Origin of the sequence: Mesorhizobium sp. B2-1-3A, from assembly GCF_006442655.1 — a bacterium.
Lineage (GTDB): Bacteria > Pseudomonadota > Alphaproteobacteria > Rhizobiales > Rhizobiaceae > Mesorhizobium.
Genome location: NZ_VFWK01000005.1, coordinates 383,628 through 403,245, shown reverse-complemented (window position 1 = coordinate 403,245; position 19,618 = coordinate 383,628). Strand labels below are relative to the sequence as shown.

General features: G+C 63.0%; 18 protein-coding genes. 8 read left to right on the top strand and 10 right to left on the bottom strand.

Going from position 1 to position 19,618, the window contains the following annotated elements:
• Positions 1-44 precede the first annotated feature (44 nt).
• From FJ977_RS22195 to FJ977_RS22180, 4 genes are all read left to right on the top strand, one after another.
• A complete protein-coding gene (locus FJ977_RS22195) occupies positions 45-1,052 on the top strand; it encodes an ABC transporter permease (protein WP_244735417.1) in 1,008 nt (335 codons plus the stop codon).
• Complete coding sequence (locus tag FJ977_RS22190; RefSeq protein WP_140774324.1) at positions 1,049-1,921, top strand: ABC transporter permease; 873 nt, start codon at positions 1,049-1,051, stop codon at positions 1,919-1,921. The genes FJ977_RS22195 and FJ977_RS22190 overlap by 4 nt, the downstream gene beginning before the upstream one ends.
• A gap of 18 nt (positions 1,922-1,939) precedes the next feature.
• Positions 1,940-3,610: a serine hydrolase domain-containing protein gene (locus FJ977_RS22185; protein WP_140774323.1), complete on the top strand. Its 1,671-nt coding sequence runs from the start codon at positions 1,940-1,942 to the stop codon at positions 3,608-3,610.
• Positions 3,611-3,721: 111 nt separating this feature from the next.
• The gene (locus FJ977_RS22180) at positions 3,722-4,519 is read left to right on the top strand and encodes a M55 family metallopeptidase (RefSeq protein WP_065005242.1); all 798 of its coding nucleotides are present in this window, start codon (positions 3,722-3,724) and stop codon (positions 4,517-4,519) included.
• 239 nt (positions 4,520-4,758) lie between these two features.
• On the opposite strand, the gene FJ977_RS22175 is transcribed toward FJ977_RS22180, so the two are convergent.
• The gene (locus tag FJ977_RS22175; protein WP_140774322.1) at positions 4,759-6,018 is read right to left on the bottom strand and encodes an amino acid deaminase; all 1,260 of its coding nucleotides are present in this window, start codon (positions 6,016-6,018) and stop codon (positions 4,759-4,761) included.
• 151 nt (positions 6,019-6,169) lie between these two features.
• Between FJ977_RS22175 and FJ977_RS22170 the strand changes: the two genes are divergently transcribed.
• The gene (locus tag FJ977_RS22170; RefSeq protein WP_140774321.1) at positions 6,170-7,639 is read left to right on the top strand and encodes a M81 family metallopeptidase; all 1,470 of its coding nucleotides are present in this window, start codon (positions 6,170-6,172) and stop codon (positions 7,637-7,639) included.
• Here the strand turns inward: FJ977_RS22170 and FJ977_RS22165 are convergent.
• From FJ977_RS22165 to FJ977_RS22140, 6 genes are all read right to left on the bottom strand, one after another.
• Complete coding sequence (locus FJ977_RS22165; RefSeq protein WP_140774320.1) at positions 7,636-8,646, bottom strand: ABC transporter ATP-binding protein; 1,011 nt, start codon at positions 8,644-8,646, stop codon at positions 7,636-7,638. The genes FJ977_RS22170 and FJ977_RS22165 overlap by 4 nt on opposite strands.
• Positions 8,643-9,638, bottom strand: a complete 996-nt coding sequence (locus FJ977_RS22160; RefSeq protein ID WP_140774319.1) for an ABC transporter ATP-binding protein — start codon at positions 9,636-9,638, stop codon at positions 8,643-8,645. Before FJ977_RS22160 ends, FJ977_RS22165 begins: the two co-directional genes overlap by 4 nt.
• Positions 9,635-10,519, bottom strand: a complete 885-nt coding sequence (ddpC, locus tag FJ977_RS22155; protein ID WP_140774318.1) for a D,D-dipeptide ABC transporter permease — start codon at positions 10,517-10,519, stop codon at positions 9,635-9,637. Before ddpC ends, FJ977_RS22160 begins: the two co-directional genes overlap by 4 nt.
• Positions 10,519-11,535 carry an ABC transporter permease gene (locus tag FJ977_RS22150; RefSeq protein WP_140774317.1) on the bottom strand — a complete coding sequence of 339 codons (1,017 nt, stop codon included), beginning with the start codon at positions 11,533-11,535 and terminating at the stop codon, positions 10,519-10,521. Before FJ977_RS22150 ends, ddpC begins: the two co-directional genes overlap by 1 nt.
• A gap of 17 nt (positions 11,536-11,552) precedes the next feature.
• Entirely contained in the window at positions 11,553-13,100 is a 1,548-nt protein-coding gene (locus FJ977_RS22145) for an ABC transporter substrate-binding protein (protein ID WP_140774316.1), read from the bottom strand.
• A 127-nt stretch (positions 13,101-13,227) separates the two neighbouring features.
• A complete protein-coding gene (locus tag FJ977_RS22140; RefSeq protein ID WP_140774315.1) occupies positions 13,228-13,896 on the bottom strand; it encodes an XRE family transcriptional regulator in 669 nt (222 codons plus the stop codon).
• 144 nt (positions 13,897-14,040) lie between these two features.
• Here FJ977_RS22140 and FJ977_RS36780 point away from each other — a divergent pair, with 144 nt between their 5' ends.
• The 3 genes from FJ977_RS36780 to FJ977_RS22130 are packed head-to-tail and all read left to right on the top strand — an operon-like array spanning position 14,041 to position 16,186.
• The gene (locus FJ977_RS36780; RefSeq protein ID WP_210243852.1) at positions 14,041-14,583 is read left to right on the top strand and encodes an FAD-dependent oxidoreductase; all 543 of its coding nucleotides are present in this window, start codon (positions 14,041-14,043) and stop codon (positions 14,581-14,583) included.
• Positions 14,580-15,164, top strand: coding sequence for an FAD-binding oxidoreductase (locus FJ977_RS36775; protein ID WP_210243851.1), 585 nt, complete (start codon positions 14,580-14,582; stop codon positions 15,162-15,164). Before FJ977_RS36780 ends, FJ977_RS36775 begins: the two co-directional genes overlap by 4 nt.
• 5 nt (positions 15,165-15,169) lie before the next feature.
• Complete coding sequence (locus FJ977_RS22130; RefSeq protein WP_348643220.1) at positions 15,170-16,186, top strand: D-cysteine desulfhydrase; 1,017 nt, start codon at positions 15,170-15,172, stop codon at positions 16,184-16,186.
• 37 nt (positions 16,187-16,223) lie between these two features.
• Here FJ977_RS22130 and FJ977_RS22125 read toward each other — a convergent pair whose 3' ends face one another.
• The 3 genes from FJ977_RS22125 to FJ977_RS22115 form a co-directional block, all read right to left on the bottom strand.
• The gene (locus FJ977_RS22125; RefSeq protein ID WP_181180012.1) at positions 16,224-16,712 is read right to left on the bottom strand and encodes a hypothetical protein; all 489 of its coding nucleotides are present in this window, start codon (positions 16,710-16,712) and stop codon (positions 16,224-16,226) included.
• A 113-nt stretch (positions 16,713-16,825) separates the two neighbouring features.
• Positions 16,826-18,448, bottom strand: a complete 1,623-nt coding sequence (locus tag FJ977_RS22120) for an acyl-CoA synthetase (protein WP_140774313.1) — start codon at positions 18,446-18,448, stop codon at positions 16,826-16,828.
• The gene (locus FJ977_RS22115; RefSeq protein ID WP_140774312.1) at positions 18,445-19,614 is read right to left on the bottom strand and encodes an acetyl-CoA acetyltransferase; all 1,170 of its coding nucleotides are present in this window, start codon (positions 19,612-19,614) and stop codon (positions 18,445-18,447) included. Before FJ977_RS22115 ends, FJ977_RS22120 begins: the two co-directional genes overlap by 4 nt.
• Positions 19,615-19,618 lie beyond the last annotated feature (4 nt).

The following is a 19,618-nucleotide window of genomic DNA, read 5'->3' as shown; positions in this document are numbered from 1 at the left end:
GTGCGGATGCTGATGTGCTGAACTACGCTTTGCGGCGGCTCCTGATGTTGCCCGTCGTTCTCTTCGCCCTGTCGCTGATGCTTTTCGCGCTGCAGATGTCGCTGTCGCCGACACAGCGCCTGGCGGCGTACGCGCCGTCCCCGGACTTCCTCAAGGGCGGCCAGGACAGCATTCGCAGGATGATCGAGCAGTATGGGCTGAACGATCCCTTCTACATTCAATACGGACGCTGGATCGGCAACATCCTGACCGGCAATCTGGGCTGGTCCGAGACCGCGCGCCAGCCTGTTGCCCACGCGCTGGCTTCCCTGCTGCCGGCGACGCTCGAACTGGTCCTGCTGGCGTTCATTCCCGGCTTTCTGCTCGCCATCTACCTGGGTTCGCGGGCCGGCATTCATCTCAACCGTTGGCCGGATCATGTGATCCGCATCTTCACCATCCTGGGCTGGTCATTCCCGGTCTATGTCTTCGGACTGCTGATGCTGCTGATCTTCTACTCCGCGCTTGACTGGTTCCCGCCCGGGCGCCTCAGCCAGTGGGCTCAGGCCGCCGTCACCGCGCCCGGCTTCACCCGCTACACCGGCGCGAACACGATCGATGCGCTGCTGAACGGCAATCTGGCCATTTTCTGGGATTCGCTCAGGCATCTCGCCGCCCCCGTCATTACCCTGACCTACGTCAATCTTGCCAACATGACGCGTGTCATGCGCACGTCGATGCTGGAAACGCTGCGCCAGGACTATGTCCGCACGGCACGCGCAAAGGGCATGCCCCGGCGCGTGGTGGAACTGCACCATGCCAGGCGCAACGCGCTGCTTCCGGTCACGACGATCGCCGGAATGGAACTTGCCGCCATGATGGGTGGCGTCGTCATTACCGAAACCATCTTCGATTATGCGGGCCTCGGCCAGTTCGCGGCCAAGACGGCCGCCAACCTGGATTTTCCGGCCGTGCTGGGCTTCGGGCTCTACTTCGCGGTCGTTCTCGTGGTGCTGAACCTGGCCGTCGACATGATCTATCCGCTGCTCGATCCGAGGGTAAAGACGCGATGAGAGCGCTTGGCTATCTGAAGCGTAATCCGATCTCGCTGGTCGGGGTGCTGCTGTTGCTGGCATTCGTGCTGATCGCGATTTTCGCGCCGGTGCTCGCACCGCCGCAGGAATTCCAGATGTCGGTATACGACACGCCGAGAGCGGGCTTTCTGGCAACGCCGCAACCGCCGTCGCCCGAGGCGATCTTCGGAACGACCGAAGGCCAGTACGACATCTACTACGCCGTGATCTGGGGCACCCGCACGGCATTCAAGATCGGCCTCGGCGTCGTCGCCATCTCCGTGCTGATCGGCACGATCGTCGGATCGCTCGCGGCCTTTTACGGCGGCATCGTGGACGAAGTGCTGATGCGTATCGTCGACGTCTTCATGGCGGTTCCCTTCCTCATCGCCGCCATGGTGCTGACCGCCCTGCTCGGCAAGGGGCTCGGGCCGATAACCGTCGCGCTGACGACTTTCGGTTGGATGGGTTATGCGCGCGTGGTGCGCAGTGAAATCCTGCGGATCCGCGAGATGGATTTCGTGAATGCGGCGAGAAGCTACGGCGCCGGCGACTTCAGGCTGATCGTGTTCCACATCCTGCCCAACGCCTTCTTCCCCGTGCTGGTTCTGGCTACCATGGCCACGGGTTCGATGGTGCTGACCGCGTCCGCCCTGAGCTTCCTCGGAGTGGGCACGGAGGAAGGCTACGCCGATTGGGGGCAGTTCATCGCCTATGCGCGCAATTGGATCGTCGGCCAGCCCGGCAATCCGTTCCAGTACTGGTACACGCTCGCCTTTCCCGGAGCCGCGATCTTCCTGTTCGTGCTGGCGTGGAACCTCGTCGGCGACGCACTGCGCGACATTCTCGATCCCCGCCATACAAACTGAAATCAGGGAGTATCCCCCGTGTCTTCGCTTTCCCCCCACGCCATCGAGCTTCTTGAAGACCTTATCCGCCACGAGGTGGAGGACAAGGCGATCCCATCGATCTCCTATGCCCTGGTCGACAGGGACGGCCTCATGACGCACGGCCACATACAGCGGCACGATCGCCACTTCGACATGAAGGATGACACCTGTTTCCGCATCGGCTCGATCACGAAGACCTTCACATCGGTTGCCATCATGCAACTCGTGGAGAAGGGACTGGTCGACCTTGATGTCGATGTCTCGGAGTATCTGCCCGGTTTTCACCCGGTCAATCCGTTCGCCGGCCGTGAAAGCGGACCCCACGGCTCGCATGTCAGCCTGGGCAAGCTCATGAGCCACACCGCCGGGATCGTGCGCGAACCCAAGAGCGGACACTATCTGGATTCACACAAGCCGCCGCTGGCCGACACTGTCGCCGAGCTTGCCACATCCACGTTGAAGCAGGATCCCAGCGCCGGCATCATGCATTATTCCAATGCCGGCATTGCCGTGGTCGGCATGGTGATCGAGCGGGTGACGCGAAAGAGCTACTCCGACTACATCACCGAGAACATCCTGAAACCGCTGGGCATGAACGACACGTCGTCAGGCATGGCCCCCGGCATCCGTGAAAGGCTGGCGCCGGCCGACATGTGGACGCTGGACGGGGATAGCCCCGCGCCGGTGTTCAATCTGGGCGGATCGCCCGCCGGCAACATCTTCTCGACCACTTCCGACATGGCCAGCTATACGCGGTGCCTGCTGCGGGGCGGCTTCGCGCCCAACGGCGATTCCATTGTCAGCCCGGCATCGCTGCGCAAGATGTGGACCCCGATCGGCAAACGCCCCGAAGGTCACAACAAGGACCTCAACGGGTATGGGCTGTGCTTCGGCGTCGGCGACATGGACGGTTGGACCTCCGTCGGCCATGGCGGCGCGGTTTATGGCTATGCGTCGCAGATGATGCTCCTGCCGAGGGCAGGCTTCGGCGTCCTGATCTTCGCCACGCTTGATTTCGCCAACCAGATAGCCTCCCGGCTCGCGGGCGATGGCTTGCGCATCGCCCTTGCCGATAGCGGCATGGGGCGCATGCCGCTTCGCAGCCAGACCCCGCCGCGCATCACCGAGGACCAGTTCGCAAGCCTGCCCGGCCTCTATCGTCATGAGGTGGGCGGCGAGGTCGTCGAGGTGAAGAACAAGGACGGCAAACTCTATCTGATGGGGGAGGGCGTGCCGCTGCAGATCCGCCCGGTCTCGGGGAACGACTTCGTCATCGACGGGCGCATCTACGGTCGCGGTGCCGACTACGCGCATATGAACCTCTCCTTCTCCAAGGCCAACCAGTTGACCTGGAAAGGGGCGAACTGGTCGCGTGTCGATAGTCTGCCTGTCGAGAAGGTGCCGCCGGAGATCGCGCCGCATCTGGGCGAGTACGGGCCGGATTTCAACATCACCTATCTGACCTACAGCCACGGCCAGCTGAAATGCCTGATCGAGTATTTCTGCACCCATACCTGCGAGCCGGTGGATGCCGGCCGGTTCCGCATGCACGGGCTGCTCTACGAGGAGGAGATTCTCGAGCTGGATGCCGTCGACGACAATGGACGCCGCGGCATTCGCGTCGGTCCCATGTTCCTGGAGCGGCGGCGGGCTGAAATGGCGGCCTGAGACGCCTCGGCCCGGGCAGCCATCGCTGCGCGGGCCGCCTCCACCGCACGAGCCAGGACGCCATTGAGGCCGCCTGCGCGGTGACCTTCTCTGAAATCGAAAGGCAAGCACATGAAAGTCTTTATCAGCGCCGACATCGAAGGCACGGCGGGCATCACCAATTGGGACGAGGCGCGCAAGGGCAATCCCGACTACGCCGAGTTCCGGGAATACATGACCGACGAACTGGTCGCGGCCTGCGAAGGCGCCAAAGCGGCGGGTGCCACCGAAATCGTCGTAAAGGACGCCCATTCGACGGCGCGCAACCTCATCCTGTCCAAGCTTCCAGCCTATGTCCGCATCGTGCGCGGCTGGAGCGGCCATCCGGATGCGATGATGTTCGGCATCGACGACACCTTCGATGCCGCTCTCTACACCGGCTACCACAACAAGGCCGGCACCGACACCAATCCGCTGGCACACACGTTGACCGGCACCGTGTCCAGGATGCTGATCAACGGGGAGGTGGCATCCGAATATACGCTGAACGCGCACTGCGCCGCCCGTTACGGCGTGCCTTCGGTCTTTCTGTCTGGCGATGCCGGCATGTGCGGCGAGGCGAGGGCACTGGTGCCAGAGATCGCAACCGTTGCAACCAGCGAAGGCTTCGGGCCGGCGACGTCGTCCCTCTCGCCGCAAGGCTCGGTCAAGGCCATACGCGAGACCGTGGAGGCCTCGCTTTCGCGCGATCTGTCGAAATGCCTGCCGAAGCTGGCTGACCGGTTCGAGCTCATCGTCGAATACACCACGCCTATCGAGGCCTACAGGGGAAGCTGGTACCCGGGCATCGAACATCCCGCCGCGCGCACGCTTCGCTTCGAGGCAGACAATTTCTTCGATATCCAGCGCGCGATACGGTTTGTCGTATGAGTTAGGGCAATTCCAGGAAAAGTGTGAGCGGTTTTCCGTCCGGAATTGCCTCAAAAACAAAGAGATGGAGCGTTTCGCCGTTTCCCTGAAACGGCGAAACGCTCTAGCCCGCCAGTGTGAGATCGACTTGTCTCCGACGCGGCCCGTTCGATCGTCGACGGGCTGTTCGGGCAGGTCGTCAGAGTAGGGTGAAATCGTTTCGGCGGCGCGATGATCGCGACGCCATCGCTGGCTTCCGATCAGAAGTAGGTCTTCAGCGCGCCGACGATTTCATAGGCATCATCGACCAGGAAAAGAATCTGCCATTTGTCGAAGGTTGTGCAGGGATGCGACACGCCCAGTCCGATGCGATCGCCGACTTTTACCGAAACCGTCGCCGGAACGCGCATATAGGCGTGCTGGTCGTTGCTGGCGAAGATTTCGCAGCCCGCCAGCGTTTCGGGCGCCCCGCCATCGCGCGACACGAGAAGCGGTACCGGCAGTCCGGCGTCGGTTCCGAAATCCCGCTTGCCGGCGGTCAGGATGGCCAGCCCCGGTTCGGGGCAGGACTGGACATGGGTCCATACTTCCAGCGCGTTGACCAGGCCCTCGTTCTCGCCGGTCGCGGCGAGGATGCGCTTCTGCTCGGCCTGGTAGATGCCGCTGTCATGGCTGACATAGCAGCCGCTGCGCGTCATCACCTGCGCGCCGCTGCCGGAGAGGCGATCGAGCACGATGTCGTAGAACGACGAACCGCCGGCCGTCACGATCGGTGGCGCACGCTCGAACAGGTTTTCGCCGGCGCATGCTTCGTAGAGCGCGCCGATCTCGTCGACGAAATCCGCAACCGCCTGTGCCGGGCCACCGTCCTTCGGCTTGATCAGTCCCTCGAAAGCCTCGACGCCGCAGAGCCGCAGTTGCGGCGCCGCATGCGCGGCGCGCGCGACCTCGAGCGCCGTGTCGTTGTCGCGGCAACCGGTCCGGCCGCCCGGATATCCGCGCTCGACCAGCACCTGGATCGGCCGCGAGGCCGGTCCGGCGCGTCCGACCGCCTCGCTCGCCAGGCGCACGGCATCGACGCTGTCGATCAGCATGTAGAAGTCGAGGCCGGGCGAGGCGTTCAGCTCGGCGACCAGAGCGTCCAGTTCCAGCCGTCCGACAAGCTGGTTGGCGAGCACGATGCGATCGATGCCGAACCGACGGCAAACCTTTATCTGGTGCAGTGTGGCGACGGTCACGCCCCAGGCGCCGTCGCGCAATTGCCTCTGCATGATCTGAGGGCACATCGTGGTCTTGACATGCGGCGCGATGACCGCGTTGCGCTTCGCGAGGAAACGCTGCATCCAACGCGAATTGTGGTCGAGCGCGGACTCCCTGATGACCGCTGCGGGCAGCGGCACATCTCCACGCAGCAGGTTCCAGCCCATCGAACCGACATCATGAAGACGGACCGCGACGCCAGGCGGAATGGCCTTGGTGGTTTCGTCGAGCACCAGATCGTCGAGCGGGTGAAGATGCATGTGAATTTCCGATTTTCTGCCACCCGCCGGAGGCCGCGTGAATGCGGCTTGGCGCAGCTGTTACATGGTCCAGGTGCTTGCGGAAATTATATAATAGTTTGATGATGAGAAAAGTTTTTTCTTAAACGAAAGACGAGTTGAGGGCGAAAGAATGCGCATTTTCATAGCGGGCATGGACACCGAGACCAACACGTTCGCGCCTATCCCGACCGGCTACCATAGTTTCGAGGAAATGGGCATCGCGCGGGGCGACGCCACCTCCAAGGCTTTGAACGAGCCGTCCTGCCAGCTGTTCGTGTGGCGTCAGCGCGGCGAGGCCGACGGCCACGAGATCGTGGAAAGCCTGTGCGTTTGCGCCGAGCCCGGAGGCATAACCATCCGCAATGTCTACGAGCAGTTCCGCGACGAGATCCTCGACGAGCTCAAGGCCGCCATGCCGGTCGACTGTGTGCTTCTGGCGCTGCATGGCGCTTTCGTCGCCGAAGGCTATGACGATACCGAGGGTGATCTTCTCGCGCATGTCAGAGCTGTCGTCGGACCCGACATCCCGATCGGGGCGGAGCTCGATCTGCACTGCCACACAACCCAGAAGATGGTCGACAACGCCACCGCCATCGTCGCCTACAAGGAATATCCTCACACCGACATCATGGACCGGGCCGGCGAGCTCTACCGCATTATCGTCGACGCGGTGGAGGGCAAGGTCAGGCCGGTGATGGCGCTTTACGACTGCCGCATGATCAGCACCTTCCGGGTGCAGGAGCAGCCGATGCGCGGCTTCGTTGACGGCATGACCGCCGCCGAAGCCGAGCCTGGCATACTGTCGGTGTCGCTTGGACATGGCTTTCCGCATGGCGACGTCGAGGATGTCGGAGCCCGCATGCTGGTCGTCACCGACGATGACAAGCCGCTTGCCAAACGGACCGCCGAAAGGTTCGGCAAGCAGCTTTTCGCCTTGCGCAACGACCTGATCCCGAAATTCCTGGGCATCGACGAGGCGCTCGATATCGCGCTCGCCGAGCCGCACGGGCCGGTCGTCATCGCGGATGTTTCGGACAATGCCGGCGGCGGCGCGCCGGGGGACTCCACCTACATCCTGCGCCGGCTGATCGAGCGCGGCATAGGGAACGTGGCCAGCGCCATGTACTGGGACCCGATCGCCTATCGCTTCTGCGTCGAGGCCGGGATCGGCGGTACCATAGACCTGCGGGTCGGCGGCAAGTGTGGCGTGTTCTCGGGTATGCCTGTCGACCTGCGCGTTACAGTAAAGGGCCTCGGCCGCGAACTGACGCAGCTGTTCGGCACCATGCCCTGGCCGCTCGGGGATGCGGCATGGGTCACCACCGACGGCGGCATCGACCTGATCATCAACACGGTACGCACCCAGGTCTTCCATCCCGACTGCATGACCGCGCTCGGTCTCAATCCACGCGAGCGACGCATCGTCATCGTCAAATCCAACTACCATTTCCAGGCTGGTTTCGCGCCGATCGCCAAGCGCATCCTGTTCTGCGCCCCGCCCGGTGCGACGCAGCCCAACTTCGCCGCGATCCCCTACACGAAGCTCAAGACGCCCTATTGGCCGAAAGTGGAAGACCCATTCGCGGCCGACGCGGCTTAAGCAATCGCATCATTCGGGGAGGAAAACACCGGTCGCGGCGCCGTGCGCGGTAAGGCCGCGTCGTTTGCGCGCGTGACCAGATGACAGCGGACTGTTCGCGATCCGTCGGCGGCTACCAGAACCTGCGGCAGTTCGCAGCCGGTCGTCGCGGAAGGGCAGCGCTCCCGGAAGAAGCAGCCGGTCGGCAGTGTCCGGTTGCTCGGCAATTCGCCGGCGCGCGGTGCGATCGAGTTCAGTGGACGATCAAAACTCGGAACGGCATCGAGGAGCGTCCTGGTGTAGGGATGCCTGGGAGCGTCAAGCACGTCGAGCGTCGGGCCTTCTTCGACGATCTGGCCGAGATACATGACGGCGACACGATCGGCCACGTGGCGCACCAGCGACACGTCATGCGAGATGAGCACATAGGATAGTTTGCGCTCCGCCTGCAGCGACAGCAGCAGATTGACAATCTGCGCCTGCACCGACACGTCCAGCGCCGAGGTCGGCTCATCGAGGACCAGCAGCGCCGGTTCGACGGCGAGCGCCCTGGCAATCGCGATGCGCTGGCGCTGGCCGCCCGAGAACTCATGCGGATAGCGATCGACATGCTCCGGCCGCAAGCCGACCGAGACGGCCAGTTCGGTTGCGCGCTCGATCAGTTGCTTGCGGGTGTAGCCGCCGCGAATGTGCAGAGGTTCGGTGATCAGGCGCCAGACCGGAAGACGCGGATCGAGCGACGATTGTGGGTCCTGGAAGATGATCTGCAACTGGGTGCGCCGTGCGCGGTCCCGTTCGGTTCCCCTGAGTTTGATCGCACCCGCGGAAATGTCGGTCAGGCCGAGGATCGCCTGTCCAAGCGTGGTTTTTCCGCAGCCGGATTCCCCGACAATGCCGATGGTCTCGCCTTCGGCGACGCTGAACGACACGCCGTTGACGGCATGGACGTCGGCGCCACCGAACCAGCCCGAGGTGACGCGGTAGCGGACTTCCAGGTTCTCGACGGAGATGAGCGGAGGCTCGGTCACGCGGCTTGCGTCTCCTCGATACGGCGCCAGCAGGCGGCGCGGCGGGTAGGCTCCATGGCAGCCAGCGGTGGCACCGAGACGCAACGATCATCCGCCTCGCGGCAGCGCGCCCGAAAGAGGCAGCCGGCAGGCGGGTCAAGCAGGTCGGGCAAGGTACCGGGGATCTGTTCCAGTGGCTGCTTGGGTGGTGCCAGTCCCGGCAGGCAGCGTATCAAGGCGCGTGTATAAGGATGGGCTGGCGCTGCCAGCACAGACGCGGTCGTTCCGGCTTCCGCGACCCGTCCCGCATAAAGCACGTACAACCGGTCGCAAAGCTGCGACACCACGGCCATGTCATGCGATATGAAAACGACGGCCGTTCCCGTGCTCATCGCCTTGTGCTTGATGAGGCCCAGGATCAGCGCCTGCACCGTCACATCGAGTGCCGTCGTCGGTTCGTCGGCGATGATGAGCTTGGGTTCGCAGGAGAAGGCCATGGCAATCAGCACACGCTGCCGCATGCCTCCGGACAGCTCGAACGGATAGGCCTGCATGATCCGCTCCGGCTCGCTGATCAGCATGTCGCGCAGCAGGCCCGAGGCTTTGCTCGTCGCTGCCGCGTTGTCGAGGCGCTGGTGACGGCGGATGACCTCGACGATCTGCTCGCCGATCCGTCGGGTCGGGTTGAGGGCGTTCATCGGCTCCTGGAAGATGGTCGACACCTGCCGCCCGCGCACATGCTGGAGTTCGCGCTCGCTGAGCTTCATCGGATCGCTGCCGAACAGGCGGATGCCGCCGCCGGTGATGTGCGCGCTTCCCTTGGGCAAAAGCCGCGTCGCCGCCATCATGGTCACCGATTTGCCGCACCCGGATTCTCCCACGATGCCGACGATCTCGCCGGCACGGACATTGAGGCTGACCCCGTTCAGCGCCTTGATCGGCCCGCGATAGGTGCGGAACTCGAGCGAAAGGTCGGTGATTTCGAGCAGGACATCGCCGGAGGGTTCGGTCATCGGCCACCCAGCCGCGGATCGAGCATGTCGCGCAATCCGTCACCCAGCAGGTTGAAACCCATCGCGCTGATCAGAATGGCCAGGCCGGGAAAGGTGACATACCACCACTGGTCGAGGAAATAGTTGCGCCCGCTCGACACCATCGAGCCCCATTCAGACGTCGGCGGCTGGGCGCCGAGGCCGATGAAGCTCAAGGCGGCGGCCGTCAGTATGGTGCCGCCAAGGTCCAGCGTTGCCTGAACGATGATGGGTGACAGGGCGTTGGGCAGTATGTGCCAGCGCAGCATGTAGGCAGGCGAAGCCCCGAAGCTGCGCGATGCCTTCACATAGGTGCGGTTGCGCAGCGACAGCGTCTGCCCACGCGCCAGCCGCACATAGGCGGGCACCCGCACCACGGCGACGGCCAGCATGGCGTTGAACAGGCTCGGTCCCAACGCGGCGGCCAGCGCCATGGCGAGGATGAGTGCCGGCAGCGCCAGGAAGACATCCATCAGCCGCATGATCGCGGTATCGACGATGCCGCCGACCACGCCGGACAGGCAGCCGATGATCGAGCCGATGACGGTCGAGATGATGACGATGGCAAAGGCGATGCCGCAGGACGCGCGCGCGCCGAAGAGCACCCGCGAGAACAGATCGCGCCCAACCTCATCGGTGCCGAAGAGGTGCTGCAGGCTGGGGGCGGCAAGCCTTGCCGAAAGCGAGATCTTGTCGGGCGGGTAGGGCGCCAGAAGGGGGGCGGCCACGATCACAAACAGCACCAGCAGCGCGATCGCGGCGCCGACCAGGGTGAGGGGGCTTCCCTTCACGCGATACCACAACCGTCCCATGCGAAGCCGCGATGCCGGCCGGGGCGATGTGGCGATGCCATCCGCCGCCATCAGCCGAGTTCCCTGATCTGTGGGTCGAGCACCATGTAGGTCAGATCGACCGCGAGGTTGATCAGCACGTACCCCAGCGAAGCGACAATGGTGAAGCCCATGATCGCGGGAAAATCCAGCGTCTGGATCGATGACACCACATAACTCCCCATGCCTGGCCACGCGAAGATCGTTTCGGTCAGCACCGCGCCGTAGAGCAGATCGCCGAAGGCGAGGCCAAGCAGCGTCACCGACGGGATCAGGGCATTGGGCAAGGCGTGCCGCAGGATGACCGCCGACCGCGACAAACCGTTCGCACGCGCGGTGCGCACATAATCCTCCTGCAGGACGTCCAGCATCGAGGCCCGGATCTGGCGCGTGATGATGCCGAGATTGGCGAAGGCCAGGACAAAGGCCGGCAGGACGAGGTGATAGAGCGACGACCAGAAGGCTTTCAGGTCGCCGGCGGCAAGCGAGTCGACCAGGAAGAAGCCGGTGATGCGCGGCGGCGCGGCGATGCCAAGCGTGATGCGGCCGCTGCCCGGCAGGATCGGTATCTTGACATAGAACAGGAGGATGAGCGCCAGCCCGAACCAGAACACCGGCATTGAAATGCCGGCGACCGATACGACACGCGCTGCCTGGTCGACCGGTCCGTCCTTGTAGATCGCCGAAAGCACGCCGAGCGGCACGCCAATCATGATCGCCATCACCAGCGCGGCGATGCCGAGTTCAAGCGTGGCGGGCAGGAACAGGGCAATATCGCCGGCCACCGGGCGCCGTGTCCGCAAGGACTGGCCGAGATCGCCCGACAGGAGCTGCTTGACGTAGATGACGAACTGCTGGGTAACGGGTTTGTCCAGGCCAAGCTCTTGCCGCACATGCGCCAATGTCTGGGCTGAAGCCTTGTCCCCCGCGATCAGCTGCGCCGGATCGCCGGGGATCAAATGCGAAATCGTGAAGGTGATGATCGCGACACCAGCCACGACGAACACCAGCAAGACGAGGCGCCGAAGGATCGTTGAAATTAGCGACATACCTTCGGCGCCGATTTCTATTCGGACTTGGACATATCGGCGATGTTGTAGACCTGGATCAGCATCGGATTGTAAACGTACCCTTTCACCGAGGATCGCATGGCAAAGATGTCGTTCTTCTGGAACAGAAGGACGTATGGCGCATCCTCGTTGGTGATCTTCTGCGCGTCGATATAGAGCTGCTCACGCTTCTTCTGGTCGACGGTCGCGAGCGCCTGGGTGATCAAATCGGTCACTTTCGGGTTTTCATAGAAGGCCCGGTTGCCGGGGGCGCCCATCTTGGTCGGGTCGAACCAGATGTTCATGAACATGAACGGATCGGCGAAATCGGGCGTCCAGGCGCCGGTCGCGATGTCGTAGTCGCCCTTGGCGACCAGCTCGCGCTTGGTCGTGTCGGCGACATTCTTCATATCCATGGTGACGCCGATTTCAGCGAGCGAAGCCTGCAGCGCAAGACCCACCGGCTCCCAGGCTGAGTCAGCCTGCGAATAGGTGAAGCTGATGTGCAGATTGGAGACGCCGGCTTCGGCAAGCAACTGCTTGGCCTTCTCCAGATCGTAGCTGTACTGCATGCCCTGCGGGTCATGGCCCCACATGCCGTCCGGGACAGCCCCGCGCATCTGTTCGGCCTGGCCCTGCATGACGCCATCGACCAGCCCCTTGTAGTCGGCTGCATAGGATATGGCCTGACGGACCTTCGGATTGTCGAACGGCGCTTTCTTGTTGTTCAAATAGAGATAGACGACATAGAGGCTGGGATTGCTCTCGATGGTCACCCCCGCGCTCGATTTCATGGCCTCGGCCTGGTCGACCGGAACCTGGTCGATCAGGTCGGCGTCTCCGTTTTCCAGTTGCAAGCGACGCGATGACATCTCGCGTACGATCTTGAAGATGACCTGCTTGAAAGCCGGCTTTTTGCCGGCATAGTGGGGATTGGGATCGAGCGTGATCTGCTGGTTGCGCTCCCAGGCCGAGATCTTGAAAGCGCCGCTGCCGGCGGTGTGCTCGGCGAGCCAGGCTTTCGCGTCGTCGCCGTTGACCGCGTGCTCTTGCGCCTTCGGATTGATGATCGACCCGGCCGACGTGGCGAGCGCCGACAGGAACGGTGCGAATGGCGCCGACAGTTCGAACTTCACGGTCTGCGGGTCGACAATGACGACGTCCTTGACGGTCGGGAACATGTCGCCCGGGCCAGCCGCCAGCTTCTTTACGCGGTCGAATGAATATTTGACCGCGGCGGCATCGACCGGCGAACCATCGTCGAACATGTGTCCCGACGCCAGCTTGAATGTCCAGCTGAGGTTGTCGGGCGCCGTGGTCCAGCTCTCGGCAAGCTCCGGAATGACCTCGGTCTTGGCGCCGTCGTATTTCACCAGACGCTCGTAGGCCGGAAAGATCAGCGTATAGCCGTTGTTGGAGACCTCGACGCCTGGGTCAGCGGTGGGCGGATCCTCGGATTTGTCGATAACCAGGACATCCTTGTCGGTGGCCCAACTCGGTCCTGCAAAGGTCAAGGCTGTCAAAGCGGCAAATGCCGCAAAAGTCGGCAGGCGACGTAACAACATGATGCGCTCCCCTCGAGCTTGTGTTTTGCATCTCTCACGGGATCACCGAGGGATGCCTTTCGCACACGCTAACACCCGCATTTCGGATGGCAAGCCGATTTTTCTGATAGGAAAGCGATTTTTCTAATTAGCCAAGTGTCATTTCTGCTTCGACAGTCTCGCGCTCGTCATGAGGGCGCACGCCCTTGGCGCCGCTGATGAGGGTCTGCTCCGACTGGCCGGATGCCGACGTGCACACGCACAGGATCCGGGCCGGCGTGTCGCCGACGCTGACATAGGCGTGCCCCATTGTGCTTTCGAAGTAGACCGACTCTCCCGTCTTCAGCCTCAGCGTTTCGTACACGTCGGTGTGCAACTCGACTTCGCCCTCGAGAACATAGGTGAACTCCTGGCCGGGATGACGGATGAGCTCGCCGAACGTTTCGATGCTTTGCTGGGTGATTGCCCCCAGCATGGGGATCATTTCCTTGCGCGACAGCTCCGTGCATAGAAAGCGATAGACGTAGTTGGGGGTCTCGACGATCCGCCCGTCCTCAAGCCGGCTGACGGCGCGCGCGCCGTGCGCGATGGGAGAGACGCTGGCCTTTCTCACGCCGAAGAGCTCGGTTATGTCGACCTTGAGCCCTTGGGCAAGCTGCAGCAGTTTGTCATAGGTCAGCGACATCTGGTTGTTCTCGACCTTCGACAGGGTGGAGATGGCGAGCCCCGACATCTGGGCGACCTGCGTCAGCGTCCAGCCCCGCTCCCGGCGCAGCAGTTTGAGGCATTCTCCCAGACTTGGCTTCGAATCGCTCATGGCGGACCCTTTTTACATTGGCCGCAGTCTAGGGTTGAGACCGAACAAAGTCGACTCACAAGCGAGGCGGCCTTTATCATAGGAAAGATGTTTGACCGATCGGAAATATTCTGCTTGGCTGCCGGCGCTTGCGCGAGGGAGGCTATGCAGGACGTTCTTATCATCGGCGGCGGCATGGCTGGCGCTTCGGCGGCGTTCTTTCTTGCGCCCGGCCGACAGGTGACCGTGCTTGAAGCCGAAGCCCATTGCGGCATGCACACAACGGGACGATCCGCCGCTCTCTTCATAGAGGGTTACGGGAACGCCGCTATCCGCGCCTTTACGCGCGCCAGCCGGCAGTTCTTCCTCGAGCCGCCGTCCGGCTTCTGCGACGTACCTTTGCTGACGCCTCGCGGCGCCATGTTGATCGGCACGGCGGCGCAGAGACCCGGGCTGGAGGCGCTGTTTGCCGAGAGGGGCACGGAATCGGCAACAGCCATGGAATGGCTCGACCCCGACGCTTGCCGATCAGTCATTCCAATCCTGCGACCTGAGTACGAGGCGAGCGCGTTCCTCGACCGTTCGGCGATGGACATCGATGTCGACGCTCTTCACCAGGGTTTTTTGCGGGGCGCACGCCGTCAGGGCGCGCGGATCGCCACCAATGCCCGGGTCGAGGCGATCGAGCGGGTGGCAGATGGATTGTGACGACCACGGCCGGCGTCTTCGAGGCGCCCATCCTTGTCGACGCGGCGGGCGCATGGGCCGACCAGGTGGCCGCGATGGCAGGAGCCACGCCGCTTGGCTTGGTCCCGAAACGGCGAACGGCAATGCTCGTCGAACCGCCACCCGACATCAACGCCGGGGACTGGCCGGGCGTGATCGATGTCGACGAGATGTTCTATTTCAAGCCATCCTCGGGAATGCTGCTGCTTTCCCCAGCCGACGAGACACCGAGCGAACCGTGCGATGCACAGGCCGAAGAGATCGATATCGCCATCGCGGTCGATCGCGTTCAACAGGCCGCCGCGCTGCCGGTAACGCATGTTTCGCGCAGTTGGGCGGGGCTGCGGTCGTTCTTTGCGGACAAGACGCCGGCGGTTGGTTGGGACACCCGCGTCGAGGGCTTCTTCTGGCTGGCCGGACAAGGCGGCTACGGCATCCAGACCGGACCCGCGCTCGGCCAACTGACCGCGGCGCTCGTGACCGGTAGCGACCTGCCCATGCCATTTCCTGGCGAAGGCGCTGATCCCAGCCTGTTGTCGCCGGCCCGCTTTCATGCACCATGACCTGAATGACTGTTGAGGCGCCCATGTTGCCGGATACGATCCCTCGATCACGCTTCTGTCACACGCCCACGCCGCTGGAGCCGATGGCTGCGCTGTCGCGCCACCTTGGCGGACCCAACCTCTTCGTCAAGCGCGACGACTGCACGGGTATGGCGCTCGGCGGCAACAAGACGCGCAAGCTCGAATTTCTCGTTGCCGAGGCCATGGCTTCCGGTGCCGACACACTGGTGACGGCCGGCGGCGTACAGTCAAACCATTGCCGTCAGACCGCCGCGGTCGCGGCGCGGCACGGATTGCGCTGCGAACTTATTTTGTCACGCAACGTCGCGCGCAACACGCCGGGCTACGACCGCACCGGAAATGTTCTGCTCGACCGGATGTTCGGGGCCGAACTGCACTTCGTCTCCGGCGATTCAATCCCAGCGATCGAACTTGAACGTGTTGCCGAGGACATCCGGGAGCGCGGCGGAAGGCCTTTTGTGATGCCCATCGGCGGCTCGACCGCGACCGGAGCGCTTGGCTATGTCGGCTGCGCCGAGGAGCTTGTTCGACAAAGCGGCGACAGCAGCTTGACGGTCGATGCGATCGTCCACTGTACCGGCAGCGGTGCCACGCAGGCCGGCCTTCTCGTTGGCCTCGCTGTCCTGGGGCATCAGACGCCCGTGGTCGGCATCAGCTCGGCGGAACCGAGCGATGTGATCGAGGCGCGCGTGCACGAATTGTGCGGCGAGACGGCCACCAAGCTCGGAGCTTCCGTGGTGATAGAGCGAGAGCAGGTGGAAGTTCTCGACGGGTACGTGGGACCAGGCTACGGACTGCCAACTGAAGCCATGCGCGAAGCCATGGACCTGTGCGCAAGGCTGGAGGCGTTGCTCCTCGATCCGGTCTACACCGGCAAGGCCATGGCCGGCCTGATCGATCTTGTGAGAACGGGACGCTTCTCTGCCGGTCAGAACGTGGTCTTCGTTCATACGGGTGGCGTACCCGGCCTGTTTGCCTACGAAGATGTGCTGAGCCCATGACCGGCCGGGAGCTCGTTGCCTCGCTTGAGCTGTGACGTTAAGACGTCTCGTTGCCACCCAAGGAGGCCGCACGGTCACGCTCGATGCGGCCAGCCTTGGCAAGTTCGGCAAGCAGCTTGGTCGCCGCCTCGAGGTAACTGGCGCTTATCTGCTCGGCCATCGGCAGCGCGCACCAGGCGCTCAGTTCCGCGATCAGGGCGTAGCTGCCTCCGTCGACTGGCGCTGAAGCAAGTCCTCCGTCCCTGTCCATGACGACCGCGACGACGCCGTCCGCCCCGTAGCCGATTGCCGCGATCCGTTGAATGCCAGGATCGCCTTCGACGCGAACGTCGAACAACACGGAGCCGTCCGTCTTCTGCGCAATGTCGCCCACACGATCTAAGAACGGGCGATTCAAACCCCCGGTATCGGCCAGCGACTGCTCAAGCAAAACGAGATCAACGTACTGCGCCCCCATCCTCGTGACTATGGACGCGTTCGTGCAATCGGCAATCCCTCCCTTCAGCCTTTCACACAGGAAAACCATGGGACCCGGCCACGCCAGCAAGCGCGTCCACACCGCTGCAACTGCCAGCAGGCCACGACTATCGGTCCGTTGGAAAGCAGCGTCGCCTCCGCGGCCTTGCCGTGCCAATCCCACTATCGTCGCTCATCGTCCTGACTCGGCTGGATCTGGCTGGCGAGCAATTCCTTGAGCGTCTTCTTGACCACTTTCCCATAACCGGACTTTGGCAGCTCGCTCCAGAACAGATAGCGCTTGGGCAGCTTGTAGCGTGCGATCTTGTCGATCAGCCAAGCATCGATGTCCAATGTTGCGGCGTCGGTGCCTGGCGCGGCGACACAAACAGCAATCCCAACTTCGCCCCAGATCGGGTCCGGGAAGCCAAGCACCGCCACCTCGCTGATACCGGGATGAGTGAGGATCTTCTCCTCGATTTCGCGCGGGTAAATGTTCGAGCCGCCGGAAATATACATGTCCGATACCCGGCCGGTTATGTACAAGAAGCCTTCGCGATCCATGTGCCCGATGTCGCCGGTGCAGAACCAGCCGTCCCTGAAGGCCTTCACGTTCGCTTCCGGATTTTGGAAGTATCCGGGAAAGACGGCCGGGCCGATCACGCAGATTTCTCCCGTTTCGCCGAGTTCGAGTTCCTTGCCCTCGGGCGACCTGATGGCAATTTGCATCCCAGTCCGCTCGAAGCCGCAAGTGCCGATCCTCGCATCGGGACCGTCACCCAGTCGATGGTGGTTGGGCGGGAGAACGGTGATGTTGCCTGTCACCTCGCCGAGCCCGAAATACTGGACCAGAACAGGCCCGAGCTTCGTCAGGGCGTGTTCCTGATCCGCGCGATACATCGGGGCTCCAGCATAGATGACATGGCGCAGCGATGAGCGGTCATACCGATCCACGGCCGGATGCTCGACGAGCATCTTGAGGATTGTCGGGACTGTGAAGACGTTTGTGATGCGCCACCTTTCGATCAGGGCCCACGCGGCTTCGATGTCGAAGCGATCTGTCGCCAGCAGCACTGTCTTGGCGCCTCGCGCCACCTGTGTCAGTTGGTGAACGCCGGCGCCGTGGGAAAGCGGCGCCACCACCAGCGATGCGTCGTCTTCCGTCGTCCCCGGCATGAGATCGCAGAGATGGTTGGTGATGACGAACGCCATCTGTCCGTGCGTCAGCACTGCCGCCTTCGGCCGTCCCGTCGTGCCTGATGTGAACAGGAACCAGCAGGGGTCGTCTCGTTCAACCGCCGCCGCTTCGACCCGCTTGCCGTCGTGCTGAGAAACCACCATGTCGTAGTCCGCACCGAAGGCAGCTTCGCCGATGGATATGAAGAAGCGCAGAGGCGCGGAGGATGCGGCACAAGCGGCCTGATGATGCGCAAACATATTGCCGCAGATCATCCCAATGGCGCCGCTTGCCTCTGCCTGGTAGGCGACTTCTTCAGGCGTTTGGCGGAAATTGGTGGGGACCCATACCGCTCCGATGCGGAAGCAGGCGAACATGGACTCGAACATCTGGTTGCAGTTTTGCGACTGCACGAGAACGCGATCGCCTTTCCTGACCCCGTAAGTTTCAGCAAGGGCGCAAGCCATCGCATCGATGCGCCGATCGATCTCGCGCCATGTCCAGCTTTCATCTCCCCAGACAAACGCAATCCGTTCGGGAAATCGGCGCGCCGCCTGGGTGAGGAAATGCGACAGATTCATCACGCGCCGGGACACCGGTTCGATCGAGCCTTCAGCTGGCCTGCTCATCGGGACCGCTCCAGGATCGAGACGTAGTTAGTGACGGCGGCACCTCCCATGTTGAAGACACCGGCAAGGCTTGCATTCGAAACCTGCATTGCGCCGGCCTCGTTCATCAGTTGCTGTGCCGCCATCACATGCATGGAGACGCCGGTGGCGCCGAGCGGATGGCCGCGCGCCTTCAGGCCTCCGGAGGGATTGACCGGCAGCCGGCCGGAACGTTCCGCGACCCCTTCGCGCACGATGCGAAACCCCTGGCCGGGCAGCGCCAGGCCCATCGCCTCGTATTCGATCAATTCCGCGATGGTGAAGCAGTCATGTGTCTCGACAAGGTCGAGATCATCGATGGCCAACAGGGAGGTCCCGAGCGCCGTTGCCCAGGCCCGCCGCGCGCCATCAAAGGCGATCGGATCGCGCCGGCTCAGCGCCATGAAGTCATTGGCATGGCTTCTGGCGCGAAATGCGATCGCACGAGACATGTGGGCCGCCGTCTCCTCGTCCGCTATGACGATGGCGACAGCGCCGTCCGACACCAGGGAGCAATCGGTTCGCCGCAGAGGTGCGGCGACATAGGGGTTGCGCTCCGACACCGTATTGCAGAAGTCGAAACCCAGATCCTTGCGCATATGCGCAACCGGGTTGGCGACTCCGTTGCGATGGTTCTTCGCGGCGATCATCGCCAATTCCTCGGATCTGTCGCCATGGCGCTGGAAATAGGCCTGCGCGATGCGCCCGAATACGCCCGCGAAGCCGCCTTCCACATCCGCCTCTTCCTTGCGATAGCAGCCGGACATCAGGACATTGCCAACCTCGCTGGAGGGCAGGCCGGTCATCTTTTCGGCGCCGATCACCAGGGCGATTCGTCCGCGACCGGCCTCGATGAAATCGAGTGCGCCAAAAAGTGCCGCTGAACCCGTCGCGCAGGCGTTTTCGAAGCGTACGGCAGGGGTCGCGGCAAGGCCTTGATGTTTCATGCCGACAAGCGCCGCCTGAAAATCCTGACGGGAAAAGCCATTGTTGTAGACGCCGACGAAGATGCCATCGACATCGGCGGGTCCGACGCCCGCATGGTCGAGCGCCGGGCCAACGACTTCTGCCATCAGTGTCTCGGTGTCGGGGGCGGCGGACTTGCCGAAATCGCCGTGAGCCCAACCGATCATCCGTGCTTTGGCCATGCCA

What these genes read in the sequence shown, in the direction of transcription:
- FJ977_RS22145 (WP_140774316.1), bottom strand. Translation starts at nt 13,100, where the DNA reads ATGTTGTTACGTCGCCTGCCGACTTTTGCGGCATTTGCCGCTTTGACA.
- FJ977_RS22180 (WP_065005242.1), top strand. Translation starts at nt 3,722, where the DNA reads ATGAAAGTCTTTATCAGCGCCGACATCGAAGGCACGGCGGGCATCACC.
- FJ977_RS22130 (WP_348643220.1), top strand. Translation starts at nt 15,170, where the DNA reads ATGACTGTTGAGGCGCCCATGTTGCCGGATACGATCCCTCGATCACGC.
- FJ977_RS22150 (WP_140774317.1), bottom strand. Translation starts at nt 11,535, where the DNA reads ATGTCGCTAATTTCAACGATCCTTCGGCGCCTCGTCTTGCTGGTGTTC.
- ddpC (WP_140774318.1), bottom strand. Translation starts at nt 10,519, where the DNA reads ATGGCGGCGGATGGCATCGCCACATCGCCCCGGCCGGCATCGCGGCTT.
- FJ977_RS22125 (WP_181180012.1), bottom strand. Translation starts at nt 16,712, where the DNA reads ATGGTTTTCCTGTGTGAAAGGCTGAAGGGAGGGATTGCCGATTGCACG.
- FJ977_RS22170 (WP_140774321.1), top strand. Translation starts at nt 6,170, where the DNA reads ATGCGCATTTTCATAGCGGGCATGGACACCGAGACCAACACGTTCGCG.
- FJ977_RS22140 (WP_140774315.1), bottom strand. Translation starts at nt 13,896, where the DNA reads ATGAGCGATTCGAAGCCAAGTCTGGGAGAATGCCTCAAACTGCTGCGC.
- FJ977_RS22190 (WP_140774324.1), top strand. Translation starts at nt 1,049, where the DNA reads ATGAGAGCGCTTGGCTATCTGAAGCGTAATCCGATCTCGCTGGTCGGG.
- FJ977_RS22115 (WP_140774312.1), bottom strand. Translation starts at nt 19,614, where the DNA reads ATGGCCAAAGCACGGATGATCGGTTGGGCTCACGGCGATTTCGGCAAG.
- FJ977_RS22195 (WP_244735417.1), top strand. Translation starts at nt 45, where the DNA reads ATGTTGCCCGTCGTTCTCTTCGCCCTGTCGCTGATGCTTTTCGCGCTG.
- FJ977_RS36780 (WP_210243852.1), top strand. Translation starts at nt 14,041, where the DNA reads ATGCAGGACGTTCTTATCATCGGCGGCGGCATGGCTGGCGCTTCGGCG.
- FJ977_RS22175 (WP_140774322.1), bottom strand. Translation starts at nt 6,018, where the DNA reads ATGCATCTTCACCCGCTCGACGATCTGGTGCTCGACGAAACCACCAAG.
- FJ977_RS22120 (WP_140774313.1), bottom strand. Translation starts at nt 18,448, where the DNA reads ATGAGCAGGCCAGCTGAAGGCTCGATCGAACCGGTGTCCCGGCGCGTG.
- FJ977_RS22160 (WP_140774319.1), bottom strand. Translation starts at nt 9,638, where the DNA reads ATGACCGAACCCTCCGGCGATGTCCTGCTCGAAATCACCGACCTTTCG.